The sequence below is a fragment of the Niameybacter massiliensis genome (assembly GCF_001282685.1).
GTDB lineage: Bacteria > Bacillota > Clostridia > Lachnospirales > Cellulosilyticaceae > Holtiella > Holtiella tumoricola.
Genome location: NZ_LN875035.1, coordinates 2,408,839 through 2,434,761, shown reverse-complemented (window position 1 = coordinate 2,434,761; position 25,923 = coordinate 2,408,839). Strand labels below are relative to the sequence as shown.

Here is a 25,923-nt window from a genome sequence, read left to right as displayed (position 1 = left end):
CTTTAAAGAAGATATACTATATAAAAAGAATGCTCCAATGAGTACATGAGACTCATTGGAGCATTCTTTTTATATTTAACATTTAGCGATAGCCGTTGATATAATCTAAGAATTCATTCTCTTGACCAATGAAGATTGTTTGATTTTTTAAATCTTTATATGCATTCATACGTTGGATAAAGCGATAGAAGTCTAGATCTTTTGTTAAAGAAGCTTGGTAGATTTCAAGGGCTTGCTTTTCAGCTTCAGCACGGATAACCGCACTTTCTTCTACAGCTTTTGCAATGATTTCTTTTTCAATACGATTGGTTTCAGAAGTGGATTTAGTATAGTAGGCATCCCCTTCAGCACGTAGGCGTTCGCTTTCTTTTTGAATTTCTTTACTCATTTTGTCTTCTATACTTGCAATATTGGATTGAGGGAAGTTTTTGCGGTAGATTCCGATATCAGCAACTTCTATACCATATTGAACAACGAGTGTTTTATTTAATTCCTGACGGCGTTCTTCCATCATCTTAGACATAATCTCGTCATCAAAGAATTGGTCAAAAGTGAGTTTATTAGCAGATTGAATAACAACAGGATAGACATTATCGTCCATAAGCTGATTAAGCTTATTCAAAGAGCCAACTTTCATTTTGTATACAGCAGGGTTTTCAATACGGTATTGAGCATACATTTGAATGTCTAATTTTCTACTATCGCTTGTATTGATGGTTTCAGGCGTAGAAGTATAAGTGAGGTATTTGGCAATATATTTTTCTACTTCATCAATAAAAGGTAATTTGAAAAGTAGGCCACGTTCGGTAATCATTTTTACATCTTTTAAGGATTCATAGGTATTAAGTCCTTTTGAAACAACATCTTGCTTTTCTGTACGAATAACAGTTGCTTTAAGGGCACCAAAGCATTCAATAGTTGCAACTTCATCAGGTTCTATGATATAGATGCTATTAGCGAGTCCAATGAGTAAAACAGCGCCAATTATACCAAGTGTTACTTTGAGTTTAGTTTTCATTGTCCCTCACCTCCCTCTGTTGGGATATTGTAGAATTTGAGTAGATTATTATCTTGTGTTTGGTCAATAACAAGTTTATTATTTTTTAGAATTTCTTGCATGGCATCCAGATAGTATTTTTCTTTAACAATCTCTGGATTTTTTACATATTGGCTATAAAGGGCTTCAAATTCTGCTACATCTGCATTGGCATTAGCAATCACTTCAGCACTATACCCTTTAGCATCTTCATATAATTTAGTAGCTTCGGCTTTGGCTGTCGGAAGGACTGTGTTTGCATATTTTTGCGCCTCTTCTTCACGACCTTGTTTGTACTGATTAGATTCTTCGACTTTTTGACGTGTTTCTTCTACAGCGGGAAGAAGAGAAACGTTTTGAGTGGTTACTTGGACAATCTTGATCCCAGTGTTGTATTTATCCAATTTTCTTTGGAATTTAGGTAGAATGGCTTCATCAATCAATTCTTTGTTTTGAAGTGCTTCATTAATAGAGAAGCTTGGAAGGGTATTACGAATGACATCCTCTAAAGCAAGACGCATGGTTCCTTCAATATCATCTACTTCGTAGAGATAGTTGATGGGATCATTTACTTGGTAACGTACAATCAGATTAAGTAAAATAATAGAAGCATTGTTGCTTTTAGCTTCTATAATAACTTGTTCCTCAGCGTTTTCATCTGCATAAGTAGGATCTTGCAGGGGCGTGCCAGGTTGAGCTGTACGATAGCCATATTCCATTTTATGTATGCTCTGTACATCGACTTTTTGGACTTTATCAATGAAAGGTACCTTAAAGTGAATACCGGCTTGTTCATTTACACCAGTAATGGCACCAAAGCGTGTAATAACGGCTACTGTACCTGTTGAAAGTCGATAAACAGAACCAAGAATAAGAATAGCACCTATAAATACAGTGGCTAAAATCATTGCAATGTGAGTAATAGGCTTCATAAAATCTTTAGGCGGTTTAGGATTTGGAATATCAATGATGATATTATCTTCCTCTTGCATAGAATCATCTCCTTTAATTGTTTAATAATATAAATTATAGGGTAAGATTATAAAGTATTTATTAATTTCAGTAAACTAATCTTAAGAAAATGTAAGGTTTTTGTTAGATAAATAAGGCTGATTTTTAAGAATTAATTGATATAATAAATTTATCCTAAAAATGAGGAGGGGTTACGTGAGAAAAATAATAGGACGTTTATTTAAAATGAGCATGATTTTAGGACTTAGTCTTATCTTTTTATTAATGAGTGCAGGCTATGTAGGCTATACAGATAAAATAGAAGAAATACCCTTACAAGAAAAAGTTAAAACGATCCAACAAGACCCAGACTATGTAACACTTGACCAGATAGATGAGCAATTTTTGAATGCCATAGTGGCAACTGAAGATAGACGTTTTTATAACCATGGTGCAATGGATGTCATTTCACTGACGCGTGCAGTACTGACCAATTTAGTAGAAGGTAAATTTGTACAAGGTGGCAGTACGATTACGCAACAACTTGCAAAGAATATGTATTTTTCAAGTGATAAGACAGTGATGCGTAAAATAGAAGAACTTTTTATGGCTTTTAATTTAGAAAGAGACTATAGTAAAAAAGAAATACTTGAAATGTATGTCAATATTATTTACTATGGGGATGGTTATACAGGTATCAAAGAAGCTTGTGAAGGGTATTTTCAGAAAATGCCAAAAGAGTTAAGTTTTGATGAAGCTACTTTACTTGCAGGGCTTCCACAAGCACCTAGCCGTTATGCTTTAAGTACCAATTATACAGAAGCTAAAAAGAGACAAAGTCAAGTAATTGCGTGTTTAAGTGATTATGGATTATAAAGGAGAATAAAATAGATGAAAGTATTTGAGACGAATCTAGAAGCAAGACCGATTAAAAGAGGTGAGGATACAGATTATTTTATAGAAACCTTTTCTTATCCATTAAATCTTGAAATGGATCATGCACTCACTTCTAGAATTCAGTTTCCCATGTCACGTGCTGTTTTGATACGTACATCACCTTATAGTAGTAAAGTAACGGTGCATATTATGAGAGACGTAGATTTGCGTTCGAGCTTTGCAAATTTCGAGTTAGAATTAAAAGACCATCAATTATCTTTGCAAAAAGAAGAAGGTTATATTCAAATGAGTATAAAAAAGCGATAGAATGTGTATAATAGTGTCATCTAAAACTCTACTCAAAGGATGATTGCTATGACATTTGATGATATGAAAAAAACCGCAAAAAAAGGCTTAAAAGATGCTGTAGATGCAACTAAACTTACAGCTGAAAACTTAAGCTATGAAGTAAAACATGAGCTTAACAAAGAACGTATTCAAAATAAAATGGATAATGTTCAAGAAGCTTATCATGAACTTAAAGAAGAAGTGAAACAAGAATTTAAAGACCGTTTTCAATAATATATAGCAAAGGGACGTTACCTTCTGGTAGCGTCCCTTTGCTATATATTAAGAAGATAGAGAATGATGTGTTGTATAGATGCTTTTATAGAATGCTTAGCTTGATAAGTGGATTTGAGAAATAAGAAAACTTCTAGAAGCGTTCGACAAAGCTTCACACAATCATCACATAAACTTTTTTTCTTATTGTATAATAAAGAAAAGAGATTTGAAGAAAGAGGAAAGTGTGATGTATAAGTTATTAGTAGTAGATGATGAGATGAAAATTCGTGAGATTATAAAAAAATATGCTATTTTTGAAGGTTATGATGTTATAGAAGCAAGTGATGGGATGGAAGCTGTTGAAAAATGTAAGCAAGAAACCTTTGATCTTATTGTTATGGATATTATGATGCCTGAATTAGATGGTTTTTCTGCATGTAAGGCGATTCGTAAGTTTTCAAATACACCAGTTCTGATGCTTTCTGCACGTGGCGAAGAATATGATAAAATTCATGGTTTCGAAATAGGGATAGATGACTATGTAGTGAAACCTTTTTCCCCAAAAGAATTAATGATGCGTGTGCAAGCCATTATTAAACGTAGTCAGGCTACACAAGTAGATACACAAAAAGAAATCATTAAGTTTGAAGGTCTAACCGTAGACTTTACTGGGCGTCTAGTCTATATAGATGGAGAGAAAATAGAAATGTCTCCTAAAGAGTATGAGTTATTTTTTTACTTAGTAAGAAATAGAGGAATTGCCTTAAAAAGAGAGCAACTCATCAATCAAGTATGGGGGTATGACTTCTATGGGGATGATAGAACATTAGATACACATATTAAACTTTTACGCAAAAGCTTGGGTACATATAGTCATTATATAGTAACCCTTAGAGGAGTGGGATATCGTTTTGAAGCATAAACAACACAGTATTAAATGGAAACTTTATGGCTATTTAGTAGGATTTGTAGCTGTTATGATTGGCATCTTATGGATGTTCCAAGTGGTTTCTCTAGAACGCTTTTATAAAATGATAAAAATACAAAGCATTAAGAAATCAGCAGACACTATCTCAAAAAATATTGAACATGAAGATTTAGAAACCTTAATTAGGCAATTAGCAAGGCAAAATGATATAGTCATCAAAATTGTTGATAAAAGTGGTAATGTACTCTACGGAGCAGATGGAAGCCCAGATTCTATACTGACTCATATGTCAAGAGCGGAGTTATATGAGTATTACCAAGCGCTCGAAAATGATGGGGGAAGTAATCTTAAATATTTTACAAAAGAAGACTTTATGAAAAATCATGGGGTATTTATAGATGAAAAGAAAGGAACTATACAAAATTTTCCTCCTCCTAAAAAGCAGCAAATGTTTGAGAGCATTTTATATTCACAATTGATTACAAGAAAGGATGGAAGCCAAGTTGTCGCCTTGCTTAATACCAATATTACACCTATCGATGCAACAGTAGATACATTACGCATTCAACTTATTTATATTACGATAATCTTACTCTTTATAGCTGTTGGGTTAGCACTATGGATTTCAAAGAAAATTTCTAAACCTATTATACAGATTAATGAATCAGCTCATGATTTAGCAGCAGGGAAATATGAAACCCGTTTTGAAGGTAACGGCTATTTAGAGATACAAGAGCTTAGCAATACGCTCAACTATGCAGCGACGGAGTTATCAAAAGTAGAAGGATTAAGAAGAGAACTCATTGCCAATGTATCTCATGACTTGAAGACACCTCTTACAATGATTATAGGTTATGGTGAAATGATGCGTGACTTACCAGGAGAAAATACACCTGAGAATGTACAAATTATTATTGATGAAGCAACTAGACTAAACATTTTAGTCAATGATATTTTGGATCTTTCTAAGTTACAAGCTGGAACCATGCAATTGACAATGGAACCATTTAATTTAACAGAAAGCATCAAACATATTATGAAAAGATATGAAAAGTTAACAGAACAAGAAGGATACGATATTCAGTTTGATTATGATGGAGCTATTGATATAGAAGGGGATGAAATCAAACTGACCCAGGTTATTTATAATCTGATTAACAATGCCATTACTTATACAGGAAAAGATAAAAAGATTCAAGTTAGACAAATAATTAGTGAGGAGAGGGTGAGAATAGAAGTTATTGATACAGGAGAAGGAATAGAAGAAAGTCAATTGCCTTATATATGGGAACGCTATTACAAGGTAGATAAAACACACAAACGTGCGGCTATTGGTACAGGACTAGGCTTATCTATTGTTAAAAATATCTTAGAAGCCCATGATGCAAGGTATGGTGTCATAAGTCATGTTGGAGAAGGCAGTACATTTTGGTTTGAACTCAATCGAATAAGATAAGATAGGGAGCTGTTGTGATCAATGCAACAGCTCCTTTTATATGATTTGAAAGCGTCTTTTACTTTTTATATAAAGATAGAAGATGTTCTATATGTAACACAAGTAATTTTCAGCATATGTTCAGCCAACCATCACATAAGGAGGTTAGAATATTTCTAGCAAGGAAAGGTGGTGAGAGTATGCAACAAGACAAGCTAAAATTTAGACATGAATTAAAATTTACAATTAATAGAGTAGACTATTATACCCTTATAAGTAGACTAAGAGCTGTGACGAAACCAGATGCCAATGTAGATGTGAATGGTAGCTATAAGATTCGAAGCCTCTATTTTGATAATATTCATGACAAAGCCTTAAGAGAAAAAATTGATGGCGTGAATAATAGAGAGAAGTTTCGTATCCGTTATTATAATGACGATTTTTCCTATATTAAACTAGAAAAAAAGAGTAAGTTAAATGGACTTTGTAATAAGCAAGCTACATCTATTACCAAGATACAGTGTGAATATTTGTTAGATGGAGAGATCGAATGGATGAAGTATACACAAAATCCACTTATGTTAGAGCTTTATACCAAAATGCATTATCAACAGCTTAAACCTAAAACATTAGTAGATTATAAAAGAGAGCCTTTTATATATAAGCCAGGCAATGTACGTATTACTATTGATCAAGATATTCGTACAGGCCTTTATGCAAATGATCTATTCAATTTAGAAACACCTATGATTCATACTGATACACAAGATACGATTATTCTAGAAGTCAAATATGATGATTTTATTCCAGAAATCATCACAGATATTGTACAACTAGAAAGTAGAAGAAGTGGCGCTTTTTCAAAATATGCAGTCTGTAGAATGTATGGATGATTAAACAAAAAAGAGTTAAGTAAAGAGCTAGAGAATAAAAAAGATAGGATGTAGGAGGGAAATAGAATGACATTTAACGATGTTTTTAAATCAAGCTTTTTAGACAAGGTATCATCTTTTTCAATGATGGATATGGTGCTAGCACTAAGTCTTGCTTTTGTACTAGGATTATTTATTTTTATGGTTTATAAGAAGAGTTTTAATGGTGTAATGTATTCAGCAAGCTTTGGGGTATCACTGATGGCGATGACTATGATTACCACATTAATTATTCTAGCGGTTACATCAAATGTTGTACTGTCATTAGGAATGGTAGGTGCGCTTTCTATTGTGCGTTTTAGAACAGCGATCAAAGAGCCTTTAGATATAGCATTTTTATTTTGGTCAATTACTGTAGGAATTGTATTAGGTGCAGGGCTTATTCCACTTGCAGTATTTGGGTCGATTTTTATCGGTATCATTATGATTTTATTTGTGAATAAAAAGACTTCTGATAACCCCTATATTTTAGTTGTAAATTGTAATGATGAACAAGTAGAAGAATGTGTACAAAAAGCAATTACCGAGAGTGTTAAAAAACATATGGTTAAATCAAAAACAGTTACCGCACATCAAATCGAGCTTACAATTGAAGTACGCTTAAAAGATGCTACGACACAATTTGTGAATAGAATTTCAGAAATCGCAGGTGTAAAAAGCGCAGTTCTTGTAAGTTATAACGGCGACTACATGGGATGATAGGTGGGGATAAGTGTGATAACCAACCGAAACTTAAATAGATGGATTGGAATAGGGCTATGCATTATATGCTTTTGTCTATTGTTAGCTATATTGTATCAACCAAGTATAGAGGTAAGTACAAGTTTAGAAGTACCTCTATATGAAACTAAACTATTTAACCAAAATCAAGTGAGTATAATCGATGTCCAAATTGAACAATCTGAATGGGATGAGATGATAGAAAGTGCACTTGAGGAGAATTATGTAAAATGTAATTTAGTTATAAATGGTGAGACATACTATAATGTAGGGATTCGAGCAAAAGGAAATAGCAGTTTATCTCAAGTAGCGAGTGATCCAGATACAGATCGAGTAAGTTTCAAGATTAAGTTTGATAAATATGTCAAAGGACAAAACTATTATGGACTTGATAAATTTGTTTTAAATAACAACTTTATGGATGCCACAAGTATGAAAGAGTATTTATCCTATGAGATTATGGATTACATAGGTGTTGTTAATCCATTACATGCATATACACAAATTACAGTAAATGGTGAACCTTGGGGGCTTTATTTAGCAGTTGAGGCACTAGAACAATCTTTTGCAGAACGTAATTTTGGTAGTGATTACGGACAGCTTTATAAGCCAGAAACAGTAGGAATGGGCGGTGGAGGCAAAGAGGGTGGGGGTAAAATGGAACGCCCTGATGGGCAGGAACCAATACCTGGTGTTCAGGAGATGCCAGAAGGCAGTCAAGGCCAAATGGGCAACGGACCAACGATACCAGCAGGTGGTGAAGGCCAAATGAGTAACGGACCAACGATACCAGAAGATAGTGAAGGCCAAATGGGCAACGGACCAACGATACCAGCAGGTGGTGAAGGCCAAGAGAGTAACGCACCAACGATACCAGAAGATAGTGAAGGCCAAATGGGAAATACACCAACAATACCAGCAGGTGGTGAAGGTCAAATGAATAATAGGCCAACGATGCCAGAAGGTAGCCAAGGTCAAATGATGCCATCTGACTTTGAGGGAAGGCCACAAGGGAATGGCGGTTTTGGTGGAAATGGTGGTGGAAGTGACTTAGTCTATAGCGATGACCAAGTTGAAACCTATAGCAGTATCTTTGAAAGTGCAGTATTTAAAACTACATCAGAAGATGAAGAGCGCGTGATTACAGCTCTTAGAAATCTTAATGATGGAACAGATTTAGAACAATATATAAATGTAGAAAGTGTTTTAAAGTATTTTGCAGCAAATACTTTTGTTGTCAATTTAGATAGTTATGTAAGCAGTATGAAACATAATTATTATCTTTATGAAGACAATGGGCAGTTAAGTATGTTACCTTGGGATTATAATTTGGCTTTTGGCGGTTTCCAAGCAGGTACAGCATCTTCAGCTGTTAACTTCCCAATAGATACACCCGTTTCAGGGGTAGACTTATCAGAACGTCCTATTATAGGAAAGCTATTAGAGGTAGAAGCTTATAAAGAACAGTATCATACCTATTTGCAACAGATTGTAGAAGAATATATAGGCAGTGGACTATATGCTCAAACGATTAAGCAGGTTCAAAACCTTATAAGTCCGTATGTAAAGGAAGATCCTACAGCATTTTATACTTATGATGAATATGTGGAAGCAGTTGCTAGACTAAAACAATTTGGCATTTTAAGAGCAGAAAGCGTTAAAGGACAACTAAACGGAACCATTCCATCTACTACAGAAACACAAAAAGAAAAGAACCATTTACTTGTAGATGCAAGTTTAATTAACCTAGAGGTGATGGGAACACAAGGTGGTGGAATGGATAAAGATGGTGGTGGACGCTTAATGGGAATGCCTACAGATGGTAGTATAAGTAACAAAATCAATCAAAGTCCAGTAGATCAACAAAAGGGTGGACCTATGCCAAATCAAATACCTGCTAAATCTGATGCGAGTAGTTTAATGATAAATGTAGTAGCTATGACAGCTTTATTAGGTGCATTAGTGTATGTTTGGGCATTTAAAAAGCGAAAAAGATAGATAAAAGATTAAAGTGTCAGTAGTCAACGTACCAAAAAGCAGTTGATTACTGGCATTTATTTATTTTTTAAATAAGGCTATAAAAAAAAATAAAAAAAAATAAAAAATTGATATACCATCTTGAAATTATCTAAAAATCATTCTATAATAATCTAAGGAATACAGTATACTGTATATTGTATACACGATTAGCTTATAAAAGGTAGGTAATAGAAAATGAGATCTGTACAGCAAGTTACAAGTAGAAGCGATTTTGCAACATTTTTGACAGATAGCAGAGACAGCATTGCATACAATGAACAAATCTTTTCAAAAGAGAAAAGAGGTAAATTAATTAAGATTAAAGCAGATGATGAATTAGTTTATGAAGTACATCCAGAGAAAAAAGTACTTGTTGTACTTAAAGCACTTTATATGACATTTCATAGAGATGCTTACTGGGATGTAGCTAAGATGGCAGAATTAGATGAAATTTTAGCAGATAGTCACACACTTATTCGCATATAATAATTTTACATACATATAAAAAGAACTACTTTCTTAGAATGAAAGTAGTTCTTTTTATATACATTGATATATTATATTAAATAATTTAATTAATATAGAAAAAAATATAAGGTTGTAATAAAATAAGAAGAGATATTACAAGATTGGAGAGGACATTATGGCTTTTAAAATGGGGATCGATGCAGGTTCTACAACTTTAAAGGTAGTTGTTATAGATAATCAGGAAAGTGTTATTTATTCAAGTTATGAAAGACATTATTCCAAAATTTTAGAGAAACTGCTCGAAGAAATTGACAAGATAAAACCTCTTATTCAAGATGAAGAAATCCATATTGCTATTACAGGTTCAGCGGGCTATGGCCTAGCAAAAAAGACAGGGATACAGTTTGTACAAGAGGTTTTTGCTACAGCTTATCTTGTTAAGGAAGAAGCACTAAATATAGATGTAGTCATTGAACTTGGAGGAGAAGATGCTAAAATTATTTTTTTAACAGGTGGACTCGAAGAACGTATGAATTCTACTTGTGCAGGAGGAACAGGCGCATTTATTGATCAAATGGCATCTTTAATGAATATTGATACTTTAACATTGGATAAACTCAGCTTGAAGCATGAATCTATTTACCCAATAGCTTCTAGATGTGGTGTATTTGCAAAGTCAGATATTCAACCTCTCTTAAATCAAGGGGCTTCAAAAGAAGATATAAGTGCAAGTATTTTTCAAGCTGTTGTTGATCAGACCATTATAGGTTTAGCACAAGGACGAAAAATACAAGGAAAGGTTATGTTTTTAGGAGGTCCTCTATATTTTTATGAAGGACTTAAAAAATGTTTCCAAGAGACGATAGGACTTAAGGATGAAGATGCTATCTTCCCAGCAAATGGCCAACTTTTTGTTGCAACAGGATGTGCTAAGTTTAGTCAAACAACTAAAATGTGTTATACACTAGAAGCACTAAGCCAAATACTTCTAGAAAGTGAAGCAACTCATGAAGTCGTTAACCGTCTTGAACCACTCTTTAAGACAGAAGATGAGTATGAATGTTTTAGAAAGAGACATGCCACTCATGAACTTAAGAAGATAGATATGAGTACATATATAGGAGAGGCTTACTTAGGAATTGATGCAGGTAGTACAACGACTAAAATCGTATTGATTGGTAAGAATCAAGAGATACTGTTTGAGTATTACGCTTCTAATCAAGGGAATCCTGTAGAAATTGTGAAAGAACAGCTTATAAAGGTATACGAAGCCTGTGGTGACAGAATACATATACAAGCAAGTGGGGTAACAGGATATGGGGAAGAACTTATTAAAAATGCTTTCAAACTAGATTATGGTATTGTTGAGACAGTTGCTCATTTTACAGCTGCTCACTATTTTGATCCAGAAGTCAGTTTTATTTTAGATATAGGGGGGCAGGATATTAAATGCTTTAAAGTAGCTAGCGGGCGTATACAAAGTATTATGCTTAATGAAGCCTGTTCGTCTGGATGCGGTTCTTTTATTGAAACCTTTGCTTTGCAAATGGGATATGATGTTAAAGCATTTGCTAAAATGGCTCTTTTTGCAAAAAGTCCAGTAGACTTAGGGTCTAGGTGTACAGTCTTTATGAATTCTTCCGTAAAGGAAGCACAAAAAGAAGGGGCTACCATGGAAGATGTTTCAGCAGGACTTGCAATAAGTGTTGTAAAAAATGCTTTATATAAAGTGATACGTACTAATAACGTTGAGGAACTTGGAGAACATATTGTTGTACAGGGGGGAACCTTATTAAATGATGCTATATTAAGGAGTCTTGAAATAGAATTACAAAAAGAAACGGTTAGACCGAATATAGCAGGTTTAATGGGTGCCTTTGGTGTAGCACTCTATGCTAAACAAAATAAGAAAGCAGAATCTCAGCTCATTACTAGGGAACAACTCACCAATTTTAGGCATATGTCTAAAATGACACGATGTAATTTATGTACGAATCATTGTAATTTGATTGTGAATTATTTTAATGATAAAGAAAAATACATATCAGGTAATCGTTGCGAACGTCCTATAGGTAAATTAAAAGAAAAGCTTCCTAATTTATATGCATTTAAATATGATAGATTGCGTCAAATGGATGTAAAAAATGGAACCAGAAACGAAACGATTGGCTTACCCATGATTTTAAACTTATATGAACTTTTACCTTTTTGGAGTAAGTTCTTTGAGTATTTAGGTTTTAATGTAGTACTTTCTGACCCATCTAACAAAAAGTTATACCGTATGGGAGAATACTCGATTCCATCAGATACAGTATGTTATCCTGCAAAGTTGGCACATGGTCATATTGAAAGCTTATTATTACGTCATGTAGATGCAATATTCTATCCTTGTATGAGTTATAACATCAATGAAGGTATATCTGATAACTGCTTTAATTGCCCAATAGTAGCTTACTATCCAGAAGTGTTAAAAGCGAATGTGGAAGGTCTTAAAACAACGTCGTTTATAAGTCCGTACGTAGATCTAAACTATGAGAAAAAACTTACTAAAACACTCTATGAAGCACTTAAAGAACGCTTTGATGGCATAAATAAAAAGGAAGTCAAAAAGGCAGTAGAAGCAGGGTATAGTGCATTAGAAAGTTATAAAGGGGTTATTAGAGAAGAAGGAAAGAGGGCAATAGATTATGCAAGAGCACATGGGAAACGCATTGTTGCTTTGCTGGGAAGACCTTATCATATTGATCCAGAGATTAATCACGGTATAGATAGTTTATTGGGGCATTTAGACGCAGTAGTAATAAGTGAAGATGCACTCTATAGTACATCTTACAAACCGGAGGTAGAAGTACTTAATCAATGGACTTACCAAGCAAGACTTTATAGTGCAACTTATGAAGCAATCAAAGAAAGGGATATAGATATTATACAACTCGTTTCCTTTGGATGTGGAACAGATGCTATTACTTCTGATGAAGTGAGTCAAATTCTTGCAAAAGCAGGTAAACTTTATACCCAGCTAAAAATAGATGAAACAAGCAATTTAGGTGCTGCAAAGATTAGAATACGTAGTATGTTTGCTAAGTCTATTGCAGAGTCTAGCAAGGAGGAGAATGTCAATGCCTAAACTATTCACCGAGGAAATGAAAAAAGATTATACCATTATTGCACCAACCATGTTGCCAATCCATTTTGGTATGATAAAGAAGGTATTAGCTCAGTATGGCTACCATCTAGAGTTTTATGAAGGTGATACAAAAGAAATGATAACAGAAGGATTAAAGAATGTTCATAATGATTTGTGTTATCCTGCCATTATCGTTATAGGGCAATTGATGGCGGCATTAAAAAGTGGCAAATATGATCCTAATAAAACAGCTTTAATGATTACACAAACAGGTGGCGGATGTCGAGCGTCTAACTATATTCACCTTTTGAGAAAAGCGCTTAAAAATAGTGGCTATGATCAAGTACCTGTTATCTCTGTGAACATGAGTGGACTAGAAAAACATCCAGGATTTAAATTAACACCTGGCTTAATTGGAAAATGTGTTCTAGCAATGTGGTATGGTGACCTCATTATGTGGGTGAGCAATCAGTGCAGACCCTATGAGAAGATTAAGGGAACGACACAAGCTGTTATTGATCATTGGGTAGATTATTTGGCTGAAGTATCTAGTACACCTAAGTTCCTTGGTATGACGAAAATGGCTAAGCAAATTTTACAAGAATTTGATGCAATACCTAAGAAAGTAGTCGAGCGTGTAAAAGTGGGTATTGTTGGAGAAATTTATGTGAAATATGCACCGATGGGTAACAATCATTTAGAAGATTTTCTTATTCAAGAAGGTGCAGAAGTGGTGATGGCAGGGTTAAGTGATTTTATGATGTACTGTTTTTCTAATAAAAAGATTGATCATGATCTTTATGGACATAACGGTTGGGGACTAATTGGTAGCCAAGTGGGCTATAAGTATATACATTACATGCAAAAGAAAATGATTAAGTGTATTAAGAACTATAGCAGTTTTCGTGTACCAACTGATTTTGAAAAAGTAAAAGCATTGGTACAAAAGTTTATAGGCGTTGGAGTGAAAATGGGAGAAGGGTGGCTCCTTACAGCAGAAATGCTAGAACTTGTAGAGAGCGGTGTAGAAAACGTAATTTGTGCACAGCCTTTTGGGTGTTTACCTAATCATATAGTAGGAAAAGGGATGATGCGCAAAATAAAGGAAGTTTATCCAAATTCTAATATTGTAGCTATTGATTATGATCCATCGAGCGCAAAAGTCAATCAAGAAAATCGTATTAAGCTCATGTTGGCTAATGGATTAGAAAGCATTCACTTAAAAAATGCATAGAGAGAGAGTAAATATAAAGTAAAAACTGATAATAATGACGAAGTTTAAATTTTAGTTTAATAAAATACATAAGAAGATAAGCAGTTTTTATAAGTATAAGGTAGGAGGAACAAGAAGTCTTTTAACACTTTGACGATTAAATAAGACGGAAATAGCAAAATCACCAAAAAAGCTTTAAGAATAAATAAATGTTAGGGCACACTTTTTCATAAGGTGTTGCTATAATAATCTTGTAACTTCCCCCAGATGTTACAGCAAATAAGAATATTATTTGCTACCCCTAGAATAAAATACCTTCTCTCAAAGGAAAAGACCCGTTGTCTTTTCCTTTTTTCATATCTAAAAAAGTCTGATTTATTTGAAAATAAAGAAGGGGGATGAGGTTTACCTTCCTTTTTGAGGTTATATATTTTCCAAAGACATACTAATGTTCTTAGGGGCAGATTACTTTATAATAGTGATAGTAAACCTAACACAAGGAGGGGACACATGAAACAACAAATCAAAGAGAAAAAATGGATTGTACCGAGTATAGTTATAGGTATTTTAATTGTGTTGGTATTAGGGATTTCTTATAATAAGAATCATTTAGCTCAATATATGAATTATAATGTTTTTATGGAAGCAGTAAATAATAAACAAGTTAAAGAGGTCACAATAGGCCAAGGGGATACAGTAACATTTACACTTTTAGGCGATCAGACACTTTATGAGACTGCCAATCCTAGAAAAGATAATTTTAAAGAACAACTTTTAACGAATAATATCAAAGTGACTGAAGGTGGACCAGATACTACCTTATATTTATTACAAACACTAGTAGGTGGAAGTGTATTTTTAGGTGTATTCTTTATTGTATTTAGAAATATAAAAGGAACGAATAGTACAGGTGCAATGGCATTAGGTGTAAAACCTATTGAGGCAGAACAGCTAAAAGTAGGATTTAGCCAAATTGCTGGGAATGTAGAAGCCAAAGAACAAGTTGCAGATATTGTGAACTTTATTAAAGATCCTGAGCAGTTTGTGAAGTTAGGGGCAAGAATGCCAAAAGGGATTATTTTCTATGGACCTCCAGGAACAGGGAAAACACTTATGGCAAAGGCTATAGCTAAAGAAGCTGGTGTACCCTTTTTCTCAATGAGTGGGTCAGACTTTGTCCAAATGTATGTAGGTGTAGGGGCAAGTCGTATTAGAGAGTTATTTAAAGCAGCAAGAGCACATGAAAAGGCTGTTATTTTTATAGATGAGATTGATGCTATAGGCAAGAAACGTAGTAATAATACAAATGGAAGCAATGAAGAAAAAGATCAAACACTTAATGCGTTACTTACAGAAATGTCAGGATTTAAAGACAGTGAAAGCATTGTCGTTATTGCAGCAACAAATAGATTGGAATTATTAGATGATGCCTTACTTCGTCCAGGACGTTTTGATAGACATGTAGAAATAGGCTATCCAGATCAAAATGCGAGAGAAATGATGATACGCTTACACCTTCAATCTAAACCATTATCTGATGATGTAGATATGAAAGAACTTGCCAGACAAACCGTTCGCTTTACAGGGGCAATGCTTGAAAACTTAATGAATGAAGCTGCTATTATTGCGGCTAAAGAGGGCGGGAATCAAATTACAAAAGCGCATTTAAGCCAAGCCTTTACAACAGTTATTGCAGGAGCAAAGAAAAAAGATACAAGCTATATTAGTGATGAAGAACGTAAAATTACAGCTTATCATGAAGCTGGTCACGCACTTATTACACGTTTAGTAGCACCAGAACAACGTATTATGAAAGTTACGATTGCACCTACAACAAAAGGGGCAGGTGGCTTTAACCTAAGTATTCCAAAAGATAAAATGTATATGTCTAAACAAGATTTTATTAGCCAAATCCAAATTCTCTTAGCAGGTAGAGCTGCGGAAGAAATATTATTAGGGAAAGAAAATATTACGACAGGTGCAAGTAATGATATTGAGAAAGCAACTGCTTACCTAAGAGACTATATGACACGTTATGGAATGGATGAGCAGTATGGACTTATTAACTTAAATGTACTGTTTGGAGAAGCGGGTGGTGCAAATCCTGAATTACTCAAAGCATGCAAAGAAAAAATGAATGTGTTCTATTTAGAAACTTTAAGATTAATTGAAGAGCAATGGGCAAGTCTTGAATGTTTAGCTCATTCTTTACTTGAAAGAGAAACATTAGAAAATAGTGATGTTGAAGAAATTTTAAGAAGTGCATAGATTACAACTTAAATAAAACGGATATAATAAAAAAGGTTGCTAGTATAGACTAGCAACCTTTTTTAACATTTTGATTTATGTAAGGCAGAGATATCATCTCTCCAATATAAGCGTACCCTATTAATTGTTTTTACGGGAGTAATTTTGCCCTTGCTAACTAATTCATCAAGATATTGTCTGGAGCAATTTAGCAACGTTGTTGCTTCGGCGGTGGTAATGATTTCGGACTGAATAAAAGTAATTAAATGTTCTTTGCTATTAAAATTAAATTCCATATTTGCACCCCTCTCTCTGTAGAAAGACAAATCCACGAAGAAATAAACTCTTTAAGACTATTTTAAATGATATTATTCAATTTGGCAATTGTTTATAAAAGATATAAAAATAATGTAATATAATTGTAATTAAGCTTTTCAATCTTTCTTCACATAGATTGGTTATAATTCAAGAAAAATAAGGAAACAGACGTGGAGGTTACAAGCTATGAATATTTTAATTATCGAGGATGAAGTACGCGTAGCAGATATTATGACAAAATATCTAGAAAAAGAGAATTATAGGGTGTTTTGTGCCTATACAGGAAAAGATGGCTTAGATCTATTTTATAAAGAAAAGATAGATGTTGTATTATTAGATTTAATGCTTCCAGATATTCAAGGAGAAGATATCTGTAAAGAAATGCGTGGTGTATCTAATGCTTACATCTTTATGATTACAGCTAAAGGTACTTTAGATAACAAAGTTGAAGGATTCCAAATAGGAGCAGATGAATACTTAGTGAAGCCGGTAAGCCCAAGAGAATTAGTTGCACGTGTGAAAGCATTAGAAGTACGTAAAGAAAGAGAAGAAAATAAAGATACCTTAGTATTTGATAAAGGGCATCTTAAAATTTATCTACAAGAACGTATGGTAAAAGTAAATAATGAAATTGTAGGTCTTACACCAAATGAGTTTGACTTACTTTATGAACTTGCATCATCTCCTAGCCGTGTCTTTACACGTGAACAATTAATTGAGGCAGTTATGGGAATAGATTTTGATGGTTTTGACCGTACGATTGATGTGCATATTAAAAACTTACGTAAGAAAATAGAAGAAGATACTAAAAATCCAAAATATATCAAGACTGTAACAGGAATTGGTTATAAGTTTGAAGGGATGCTTGTATGATTTCTATGCGTAAACAGCTCTTTGCACTGTTACTAAGTGTAGGGACTTTTACAATTTTACTAACAGCTTGTTTTGTTAATATTACTATTGATAAAGAATTTAAAGCCTATATTAAGGATAATATTGAAAGAACTACTACTATTATTGTACAACAATTAGAGGATACCTATGAGCAAGAAGGTAGTTGGAGTAATACGTTTCAAGAGGAATTCCTTATTACAACCCATAGTGGGAAATTTTCATTAGCACTTTTAGATACAAATAAAAATCTTATATGGGGAAAGACCAAAGAACAACTTGAAGAAGAAGTAGAAGGGATGGAAGATCCTTTTTATTTATCTAAGTTACTTCCAAACAAAGAAAAGGTTTATACAGTTCAAGATATTCCTATTGAAGCGGATGGGCATGGGCTAGTAGGATATGCTAGGATCGGATATTTTCCATCAAGTATTTTATCTACATCAGATTTAGTTTTTCAAAGATGTATTAGTAGAAGTATTATTTGGAGCGGCTTAATTGCACTATTTTGTTTTGCATCCATTGGGGCATATATTACCCGCTTATTTACCAAACCTATTTATGCTATTGCAAGGACCTCAGTAGACTTAGCGGAAGGTAAATATCAAACCAGATATACCAAAAAAAGTGAGATTAAAGAACTTGAGAATTTGCGTCATAGTATGAACTATTTAGCACAAAAGTTAGATGAGCAAGATACATTAAGAAAAAAACTTGTCTCAGATTTATCTCATGAGATTCGTACACCCCTTCATATTTTGCAAAGTAATTTAGAAGCTATGATTGATGGTATTTATCCTATAGATGAGGATCAAATGCAAGTGCTTTATCAAGAGGTCGTACGTTTTGGAAGTATGCTTAATAATTTAGATAAACTTAAAAATGTAGAAGACTGTACAACCGAACTCCATAAGCAAGAACTTTATATTAATAGTTGTATTAAAGAAGTTTATAATGTATTTAAAATTGTAGCGAAAGAAAAACAAATTCATTTTAGTATTAACTTAAAAGATACAGATGGTGTAACTGTCTTGGCAGATTACAATGCTATTAAACAAATATTAATGAATCTCTTTTCAAATGCTTTTAAATTTACAGAGTCTGGAAGTATTGCAGTAGCTACTAGAATAGAAGATAAGATGGTCTATATGACCATAGAAGATACAGGGATCGGCGTTGCAAAAGAAGATATTCCTTATATATTTGAACGGATGTATCGAGGTGATAAAAGCCGTGAAAAATATGAAGGTAGTGGTATAGGTCTTACAATGGTGAAGAAGCTTGTAACAGAACATGGTGGCAAGATTGAAGTAGAAAGTGAAGAAAATAAAGGGGCTAAGTTTACAATTAAATTACCGCTTATGCATTATACAAAATCTAAAACACTTAAATCTATTTCACTTAAATTTTAATGGATTAAAACTATAAAAAGGGGGCTGTTTGTTTGAACAGTCCCCTTTCATTCACTATAAACAATTGACTAAGCATATGTTTATGATATCAAGATAATATATATGTGTTAATGTTCAGCGTATTTAACGAACACTGGCGAAATGTACTTATAAGTAAGGAAAATCATAAAACTTTCTATAGGTAACATAGCAAGTGATTTGATGATTTTTGTGCTAATAAGTACAAAGAATGCTTTATCATAAAGCATTGTAAGCCATAAGGAGTTCATTAGAAGCTGAACAATCATAATAACAAGCAGATTGCTTATAACAATTCTTTTGATAGACAGCTTATGACCATAAAGTATCTTCCCATAGATAAATCCTGTTACCATAGCACTAAGGGTAAATCCAGGGAAAAATGCACCGCCTGTTGGGAAAAGGATCACACCGATAAAGTCGGCAATACCTGCTCCTACGGCAGCAGAAATTGGTCCAAATAAAATTCCCATCATAACAATTGGAATAAAACCAAAGGTTACACGAAGTGATGGACCAAGATAGATTGCACCAAATCGAACTAAGACGATATTGAGTGCAATAAGTAGTGCAAGAAGCACCATTTTAGTCGTTTTATTATTATTCATTTTTAAAGCACCTCCAATAAATTTAGAAAGCGCTGACTTGGCAGCGGAATGCGACGTAAGTACCGCAAGCATAGGCTTTTCGTCTAGTGGCAACTTCCCGTCCAACTAGCACTTAACGCACTTACATCTACTCTGCCAACTGTCTATAGTGATAAATAGTATTATATCAGATAATTACGAAGATACAATACAAGACATGCTATAAAGGACATGTTTGGTTGACACTCTAAAAAGGAGGGGATATAATGACTTTAATTATTAGAAAATGTCCTAAATTGACAGAAGAAAGGAAATAATAATGGAAAGTTTAAACAGAAAAGACCCTTATATGATGCTTAGTATTGTGAATATGAAATTACGTGATGAATGTGGTTCGTTAGAGGACCTTTGTCAAACCTATGATATGGATATGGAAGAACTTTTAGGTAGAATGGATGCGATTGGGTATACTTATAAGGCATCTATTAATCAATTCATTTCTTAAGAAGAAAGGAAGTTTTATATGAGAACAAAAGAAAATAATATTGAACAATACGCAAGACTAATCGTTGAGGTAGGTGTAAATATCCAAAAAGACCAATACTTAATGATTACCGCTCCAATCCAAACAGCTTATTTTGCAAGAGCACTTACAAAATGTGCTTATGAAGTAGGCGCAAAAAAAGTATATGTAGATTATGTAGATGAAGAACTGAATAAAGTTCAGTATATGCATGCACCAGATGAAGCTTTCTTAGAGTATCCAGAATGGGTAGCAGAAGGAAAGAAGAAGTTAGCTGAGAAGAATTGCGCATTTATTAGTATTTCTGCTTCTAATCCAGATTTGCTTAAAGATGTAGATCCAAAGCGTATTGCAACCATGCAAAAAACAGCGGGGATGGCACTTGAAGCTTTTAGAAGATATACACAAAATGGTGATGTAGCATGGTGTGTTGCATCTATTCCAACGGTAGAATGGGCACATAAAGTATTCCCAGAGGCAACAGATGATAAGGATGCAGTAGATAAATTATGGGACAAAATCTTTATTGCTACACGTATTTATGAGGAAGATCCAGTAGCAAGCTGGAAAGCACATACAGAAAATCTTAAAGAAAAAACAGATTTCTTAACAGCTAAGAAATTTACTAAGCTTCACTATATTGCACCTGGTACAGATCTTTATGTAGAATTACCAAAAGGTCATATATGGCAAGGTGGTGGAAGTTATAATAAAGCAGGTACTTACTATGTTGCCAATATGCCAACAGAAGAAATCTTTACAATGCCTTCTAAATATGGTGTAGATGGTAAACTATCTTCTACAAAACCTTTAAGTTATGGTGGAAATTTAATTGATCGCTTTGTACTTCATTTTGACAAAGGACGTATTGTTGATTTCAGTGCTGAAGAAGGTTATGAAACACTTAAAGGGCTAGTGGAAACAGATGAAGGTTCTCATTATTTAGGAGAAGTAGCGATTGTACCAGATAATTCACCAGTTTCTAATACAAATACTATTTTCTTCAATACCTTATTTGATGAAAATGCATCTTGTCACTTTGCTATTGGAAGTGCTTATCCAGATACGATTGAAGGAGGCACTAAAATGACAAAAGAGGAATTAGAAGCAGCAGGTGCCAACACATCATTAACACATGTAGACTTTATGGTAGGGGGTAAAAACCTAACGATAGAAGGTGTAACAGAAGATGGTGAAGCATTAACTATTCTTAAAGATGGTAATTGGGCAATTTAATAAAAGGTGTATGTAAATAAAATATTGAGTTCAGGTGGAGTTTTACTCTATCTGAACTTTGTTTATTAGATAAAAAATAGAACATAGAAAAATTAATCTGCTTATGGTAGGATAGAATTATTATGAAGCGAGGGAGTGAAAAAGATGGGCTTTTTTAAAAAACAACTTTTGGACATTATTCAGTGGCTTGACAATAGCCATGATACATTAGTTTATATGTACCCAATGGAAGACCAAGAAATTCAATATGGTGCACAGCTTATCGTTAGACCAGGGCAAATGGCTGTATTTGTAGATAAAGGACAAATAGCAGATATATTTGGGCCAGGAACATACAAGTTAGAAACAGATAACTTACCGTTTTTAGGAGACTTAAAAGGATGGGCTTACGGCTTCAAATCTCCATTTAAGTCAGATATATTCTTTGTAAGTACAAAAGAAATGATGAATAATAAGTGGGGAACACCAGGACCAATTTGGATTCCAGATCCTCAGTTTGGTCAAGTGCAAGTACGTGCATTTGGTACTTATACTTTTAGTATTTGTGATCCTAAGCAATTTATTGAAATGGTTTCAAGTACAAATAACAAGTATACAAAAGAGTCTATTAATGCCCAGTTAAAAGATTATATTATTAATCATTTTAGCGATGCAATTGGCAGTCTAAATGTTACAGTAGCACAGATTGCTTCTCAATATAATGAAATTAGCAAACAAATGATTCAAGATGTAGGTGAAGCGTTTAAAATGTTTGGTCTACAACTTAATACATTTACAGTTAATAATATTTCACTCCCAGAAGAACTTCAAAAGTCACTTCAAGAACTTACAGATATGAATATTCGTGGAAGTGTAGATACAGATCGTCTTGCACGCATTCAATCTATTAGACAAATGGATATTATGGAGAAGTCTACAGAGAATAAAGGCCTTAATGGTATGATGCAAAGTGGTATGGGGCTGACTATGGGTATGCAAATGGGGCAAGCTTTTAACCAAAACATGCAAAATATGAATACCCTTAATCAACAAGCATCAAGTGGGGCAACAGCACCTACTAGCCAACAACAGCCAACACAACCACAAAATATAGATGGGGGTAGACGTTGTACTAACTGCGGTCAGATACTTGGTGAGCAGGCTAAGTTTTGTACAGAATGTGGCACAAAAGTAGAAGTAGCTACTCCAAAGAAAAGATTCTGCCCTGAATGTGGGACATTAGCTGAGGATGGAGCTAAATTCTGTAATGAGTGTGGTACAAAATTATAAATTATTGGGGGACTTAGCATGAAGGAATGGATCCTCAGGCATGAACAAACATTGAGGAATGTCATGAAAATAGGTATGCTTATAGGATGTGTATTATTAGTTACGCAACCTATTTTGGCAGATGTAGGAAATAATGTAGATTATAGTTCAGGTGGCGGTGGAAGTAGCAGTGGTGGAAGTAGTTCTTATAGTTATAGTGTAGATCCTTATACGATGATGCTATTGTTTAGATGGATCGCACGTGAACCATGGTTACTCATTCCTATAGTCATTGTAATATTCTTTGTTGTACGTTCTAATCGTGGTACAAGAGGTGGACAGTATCAACAAGCACCACGTCCGGATTATAGAAGTTATGATGCCATGCCACAAGCACAAAAAGGTAGTCTTAACCATTTATTTGAGGCAGATCCAAACTTCTCAGAACAGATGCTAGTGAGCAAAGTGAACAATATGTTTATGCGTTTACAGTTAGCATGGATGAATAAAAAATGGGAAGAAGCAAGACCATTTGAAACAGATGCACTTTTTGCTACTCATAAAATGCAACTTGATCAATATATAGCTAATAAACGTACCAATCGTATCGAGGATATTGCAATTTTAAATACCGATATTTTAAAGTACTATACAAGAGGAGACTTTGAATATCTAGATGTAGCTATTAAAGCACGTTTTGTAGATTATGTCGTAGAAGATGAGAAAGGTCAACTTGTAAAAGGAGATCGTTTCCACCCCGTTCATATGCAGTACATATGGAAGCTTGTAAGAAAACAAGGTGTACCTACAAATGATGCCCATGTAGAAGCAACAGCTTGCCCAAATTGTGGTGCTAATTTATCCATTAATCAAGCAGGACGTTGTGAATACTGTGATAGTATTGTTACTAAAGGAGACTTTGACTGGGTATTATCAGAAATAGAAGTGATTTCTCAACATAAATAGATTTTGAAGATGCTAAGCATCAAATAAATAGAACGTAAGGGGCTGTTGTAGGTAACAGCCCCTTTAATTATTGATTGGGCTAATTGTATTAAAGATATTTAAGGGGAAATATGATATGCTTAAGGCAATAAATAAATATTTTATGGAGTGAAAACTTTTACTATGTGAGGTAGTCCGGCCGGCACTACGTGTGTGTTCTCCTTTTCGCTTTTGCTCAAATGGACTAAGAAGGTGTAAGCTCTTATTCAGTCAGAATGTGCGAAAACTCGCTAGCGCTCAAACACTCGCACAAAATCCTTTCTTTATAATCGCTAACACCTTCTAAGCCCATCCTCGAAAAAAGCTACATGGAGGTCACCCACGCATCACTGCCCTTTTCTACTCAGAAAGTTAAGTTTTCACTTCCAGTGACACGCCGTTGAGAGGAAAGAAGAGCAAACGTCTCTTCTTTGGAAGGCAAAAACTTGCAGATTTCAATGTCTTTTGCTATCTCTCTACCTGAAGGGCTATGATATGATGGGCTGTAAGGTGAGTTATTGTATGGAAACTTTCACCGCAGACTTTTTAGAGAGGCTTAGTGAATGGAATCAAACTGGTTTTAGGGAAATGTTTGAAGAAAAGTGAACTTCTTTTCTGAGTTTTGACCGTTAGTTTGATAGAATGAACTTAGCCTGTCTTAAAAGGCGAGGGCTAGAAGTTGGAATACAATAAGCTTGCCTACATGCCCTCACACCTAACCCAATATTTATTCTTTAGACCATCCAACAGTGTTTAATAATGATATGAAAATAAAGGGAGGATACAAAATGAAAATTGCTATTTTAGATGCTAAGACGTTAGGGGCTGATATTGATTTAAGTCCAATTGAAGCGTTAGGAGAAGTGGCTATTTATGACCTTACAGCACCAGAAGAGGTCTATGATCGTATAGAAGATGTAGATGTAGTTATTGTAAATAAAGTGGTTTTAAATCAATCTAATTTAGAAGGTGCAAAGAACCTTAAACTTATTGCATTATTTGCTACAGGGTTTAATAATATTGATTTAGAATATGCCAAGAAAAGAGAAATTGGAGTAGCTAATGTTGCAGGTTATTCAAGTAAGAGTGTAGCTCAACATACTTTCGCCATGTTATTCCACTTATTGGAACAATTAAGTTTTTATGATTCCTATGTAAAGTCGAAAGCGTATACGCAGAGTGATACATTTGCGTATATCGCTAAGCCATTTTATGAGCTTACAGATAAAACGTGGGGAATTATTGGCATGGGGGCTATTGGAAAAGAGGTGGCTCGCCTTGCAGAAGCATTTGGTACAAAAGTAATCTATTATTCAACATCAGGACATAATCAAAATACAGGTTATGAATGTGTAGATTTAGAGACTTTACTGACTAGCAGTGATGTTATTTCTATTCATGCACCTTTAAATAATAAGACAGAAAATCTAATAGGGTATGAAGCGTTATGTAAGATGAAAGCATCATCTATTTTGATTAATGTAGGGCGCGGTAAGATTATTGATGAAGTAGATTTAGCAAAAGCCTTAAAAGAGGATAGGATTCGTGGTGTGGCCCTTGACGTATTAGCTGAGGAACCTATTCATGCAACACATCCTTTATATGAAGTTGATGAATCTAAATGGTTTGTAACACCTCATATTGCATGGGCAAGTGTAGAGGCTAGGCAAACATTGGTGCGTGAAGTAGTGGGGAATATAGAAGCATTTACAAGGGGAGAGATGCGTAATCGCCTTGTTTAAATTATGGGCTTGTCAATAGGTATGTTTAGAATGAAATTATCATATCTTGATAATAAGTAAGCATCTTCGAGGGGGGCTGTTATGAGTCCTATAGTTCTTATTGTTTTGCTGGCAATTTGCATTATTATTATTTTTATTCTTTCAGAACAGCAATCACATACGTTCCCACCTATACTACCTGATGATGAGGACGAATTTATGTATGAAGAGGATTATGAAGAACAAGATGAAGAAGATAATGTTGAAGACAATGAAGATAACGAAGAACTAGAAGAAGATATATTTATTCAAGATCCAGAGTACGTGGAACTCAATATTCCGTTGGTAGACTTCATAGAAGAAGATGAGGTAGACAAAGAAATTCAAGAAGTTGAAGAAAAGAAATAGAAGAAGAGGCTGTTGCAAGAACAGCCTCTTTTTGTGTACAATAGGCACTGTGAAGGAGTGA

24 protein-coding genes and 1 riboswitch are annotated in these 25,923 nt (G+C 34.2%); of the genes, 20 read left to right on the top strand and 4 right to left on the bottom strand.

Annotated elements, in window-relative coordinates; all coding sequences use genetic code 11:
* Nucleotides 1-82: 82 nt before the first annotated feature.
* Both BN2390_RS17130 and hflK read right to left on the bottom strand, forming a co-directional pair.
* A complete protein-coding gene (locus BN2390_RS17130; RefSeq protein ID WP_053985525.1) occupies nt 83-1,018 on the bottom strand; it encodes an SPFH domain-containing protein in 936 nt (311 codons plus the stop codon).
* Nucleotides 1,015-2,028 (bottom strand): FtsH protease activity modulator HflK, encoded by a 1,014-nt coding sequence (gene hflK / locus BN2390_RS17125; protein WP_053985524.1) that lies wholly within the window; start codon nt 2,026-2,028, stop codon nt 1,015-1,017. The genes BN2390_RS17130 and hflK overlap by 4 nt, the downstream gene beginning before the upstream one ends.
* Nucleotides 2,029-2,203: 175 nt before the next feature.
* On the opposite strand from hflK, the gene BN2390_RS17120 reads away from it, so the two are divergent.
* The 12 genes from BN2390_RS17120 (at nt 2,204) to BN2390_RS17065 (ending at nt 16,537) form a co-directional block, all read left to right on the top strand.
* Entirely contained in the window at nt 2,204-2,863 is a 660-nt protein-coding gene (locus tag BN2390_RS17120; RefSeq protein WP_154668847.1) for a biosynthetic peptidoglycan transglycosylase, read from the top strand.
* A gap of 15 nt (nt 2,864-2,878) precedes the next feature.
* A complete protein-coding gene (locus BN2390_RS17115) occupies nt 2,879-3,190 on the top strand; it encodes a hypothetical protein (RefSeq protein WP_053985523.1) in 312 nt (103 codons plus the stop codon).
* Between the two features lie 48 nt (nt 3,191-3,238).
* Nucleotides 3,239-3,445, top strand: coding sequence for a hypothetical protein (locus BN2390_RS17110; RefSeq protein ID WP_053985522.1), 207 nt, complete (start codon nt 3,239-3,241; stop codon nt 3,443-3,445).
* Nucleotides 3,446-3,674: 229 nt separating this feature from the next.
* Nucleotides 3,675-4,349, top strand: a complete 675-nt coding sequence (locus tag BN2390_RS17105) for a response regulator transcription factor (RefSeq protein WP_053985521.1) — start codon at nt 3,675-3,677, stop codon at nt 4,347-4,349.
* Nucleotides 4,339-5,811, top strand: coding sequence for a sensor histidine kinase (locus tag BN2390_RS17100; RefSeq protein ID WP_053985520.1), 1,473 nt, complete (start codon nt 4,339-4,341; stop codon nt 5,809-5,811). The genes BN2390_RS17105 and BN2390_RS17100 overlap by 11 nt, the downstream gene beginning before the upstream one ends.
* 179 nt (nt 5,812-5,990) lie before the next feature.
* Entirely contained in the window at nt 5,991-6,683 is a 693-nt protein-coding gene (locus tag BN2390_RS17095; RefSeq protein WP_053985519.1) for a polyphosphate polymerase domain-containing protein, read from the top strand.
* A gap of 66 nt (nt 6,684-6,749) precedes the next feature.
* Entirely contained in the window at nt 6,750-7,421 is a 672-nt protein-coding gene (locus BN2390_RS17090) for a DUF4956 domain-containing protein (RefSeq protein ID WP_053985518.1), read from the top strand.
* A gap of 15 nt (nt 7,422-7,436) precedes the next feature.
* On the top strand, nt 7,437-9,440 hold the full coding sequence (locus BN2390_RS17085) for a CotH kinase family protein (protein ID WP_053985517.1): 2,004 nt from the start codon (nt 7,437-7,439) through the stop codon (nt 9,438-9,440).
* Between the two features lie 216 nt (nt 9,441-9,656).
* Nucleotides 9,657-9,947: a hypothetical protein gene (locus tag BN2390_RS17080; RefSeq protein WP_053985516.1), complete on the top strand. Its 291-nt coding sequence runs from the start codon at nt 9,657-9,659 to the stop codon at nt 9,945-9,947.
* A 157-nt stretch (nt 9,948-10,104) separates the two neighbouring features.
* On the top strand, nt 10,105-13,056 hold the full coding sequence (locus BN2390_RS17075) for an acyl-CoA dehydratase activase-related protein (protein WP_053985515.1): 2,952 nt from the start codon (nt 10,105-10,107) through the stop codon (nt 13,054-13,056).
* Complete coding sequence (locus BN2390_RS17070) at nt 13,049-14,290, top strand: 2-hydroxyacyl-CoA dehydratase (RefSeq protein WP_242847690.1); 1,242 nt, start codon at nt 13,049-13,051, stop codon at nt 14,288-14,290. The genes BN2390_RS17075 and BN2390_RS17070 overlap by 8 nt, the downstream gene beginning before the upstream one ends.
* Before the next feature lie 489 nt (nt 14,291-14,779).
* Complete coding sequence (locus tag BN2390_RS17065) at nt 14,780-16,537, top strand: ATP-dependent metallopeptidase FtsH/Yme1/Tma family protein (protein ID WP_053985513.1); 1,758 nt, start codon at nt 14,780-14,782, stop codon at nt 16,535-16,537.
* A 62-nt stretch (nt 16,538-16,599) separates the two neighbouring features.
* On the opposite strand, the gene BN2390_RS17060 is transcribed toward BN2390_RS17065, so the two are convergent.
* A complete protein-coding gene (locus tag BN2390_RS17060) occupies nt 16,600-16,812 on the bottom strand; it encodes a helix-turn-helix transcriptional regulator (protein WP_053985512.1) in 213 nt (70 codons plus the stop codon).
* Nucleotides 16,813-17,020: 208 nt separating this feature from the next.
* Between BN2390_RS17060 and BN2390_RS17055 the strand changes: the two genes are divergently transcribed.
* Complete coding sequence (locus tag BN2390_RS17055; protein ID WP_053985511.1) at nt 17,021-17,707, top strand: response regulator transcription factor; 687 nt, start codon at nt 17,021-17,023, stop codon at nt 17,705-17,707.
* On the top strand, nt 17,704-19,137 hold the full coding sequence (locus BN2390_RS17050; protein ID WP_053985510.1) for a sensor histidine kinase: 1,434 nt from the start codon (nt 17,704-17,706) through the stop codon (nt 19,135-19,137). Before BN2390_RS17055 ends, BN2390_RS17050 begins: the two co-directional genes overlap by 4 nt.
* 107 nt (nt 19,138-19,244) lie before the next feature.
* Here BN2390_RS17050 and BN2390_RS17045 read toward each other — a convergent pair whose 3' ends face one another.
* On the bottom strand, nt 19,245-19,763 hold the full coding sequence (locus tag BN2390_RS17045; protein WP_053985509.1) for a folate family ECF transporter S component: 519 nt from the start codon (nt 19,761-19,763) through the stop codon (nt 19,245-19,247).
* Nucleotides 19,764-19,802: 39 nt separating this feature from the next.
* A riboswitch (THF riboswitch) is annotated at nt 19,803-19,900 on the bottom strand.
* A gap of 161 nt (nt 19,901-20,061) precedes the next feature.
* Here BN2390_RS17045 and BN2390_RS17040 point away from each other — a divergent pair.
* The 6 genes from BN2390_RS17040 to BN2390_RS17015 all read left to right on the top strand — a co-directional run bounded on the left by BN2390_RS17040 (nt 20,062) and on the right by BN2390_RS17015 (nt 25,862).
* Nucleotides 20,062-20,247: a DUF4250 domain-containing protein gene (locus BN2390_RS17040; protein WP_053985508.1), complete on the top strand. Its 186-nt coding sequence runs from the start codon at nt 20,062-20,064 to the stop codon at nt 20,245-20,247.
* 18 nt (nt 20,248-20,265) lie between these two features.
* Nucleotides 20,266-21,501, top strand: coding sequence for an aminopeptidase (locus BN2390_RS17035; protein WP_053985507.1), 1,236 nt, complete (start codon nt 20,266-20,268; stop codon nt 21,499-21,501).
* A 144-nt stretch (nt 21,502-21,645) separates the two neighbouring features.
* Nucleotides 21,646-22,770 carry an SPFH domain-containing protein gene (locus tag BN2390_RS17030; protein ID WP_053985506.1) on the top strand — a complete coding sequence of 375 codons (1,125 nt, stop codon included), beginning with the start codon at nt 21,646-21,648 and terminating at the stop codon, nt 22,768-22,770.
* 18 nt (nt 22,771-22,788) lie between these two features.
* Nucleotides 22,789-23,715: a Tim44 domain-containing protein gene (locus tag BN2390_RS17025; RefSeq protein WP_053985505.1), complete on the top strand. Its 927-nt coding sequence runs from the start codon at nt 22,789-22,791 to the stop codon at nt 23,713-23,715.
* A gap of 806 nt (nt 23,716-24,521) precedes the next feature.
* Nucleotides 24,522-25,475: a D-2-hydroxyacid dehydrogenase gene (locus tag BN2390_RS17020; RefSeq protein ID WP_053985504.1), complete on the top strand. Its 954-nt coding sequence runs from the start codon at nt 24,522-24,524 to the stop codon at nt 25,473-25,475.
* Between the two features lie 81 nt (nt 25,476-25,556).
* Entirely contained in the window at nt 25,557-25,862 is a 306-nt protein-coding gene (locus tag BN2390_RS17015) for a hypothetical protein (RefSeq protein WP_053985503.1), read from the top strand.
* Nucleotides 25,863-25,923 lie beyond the last annotated feature (61 nt).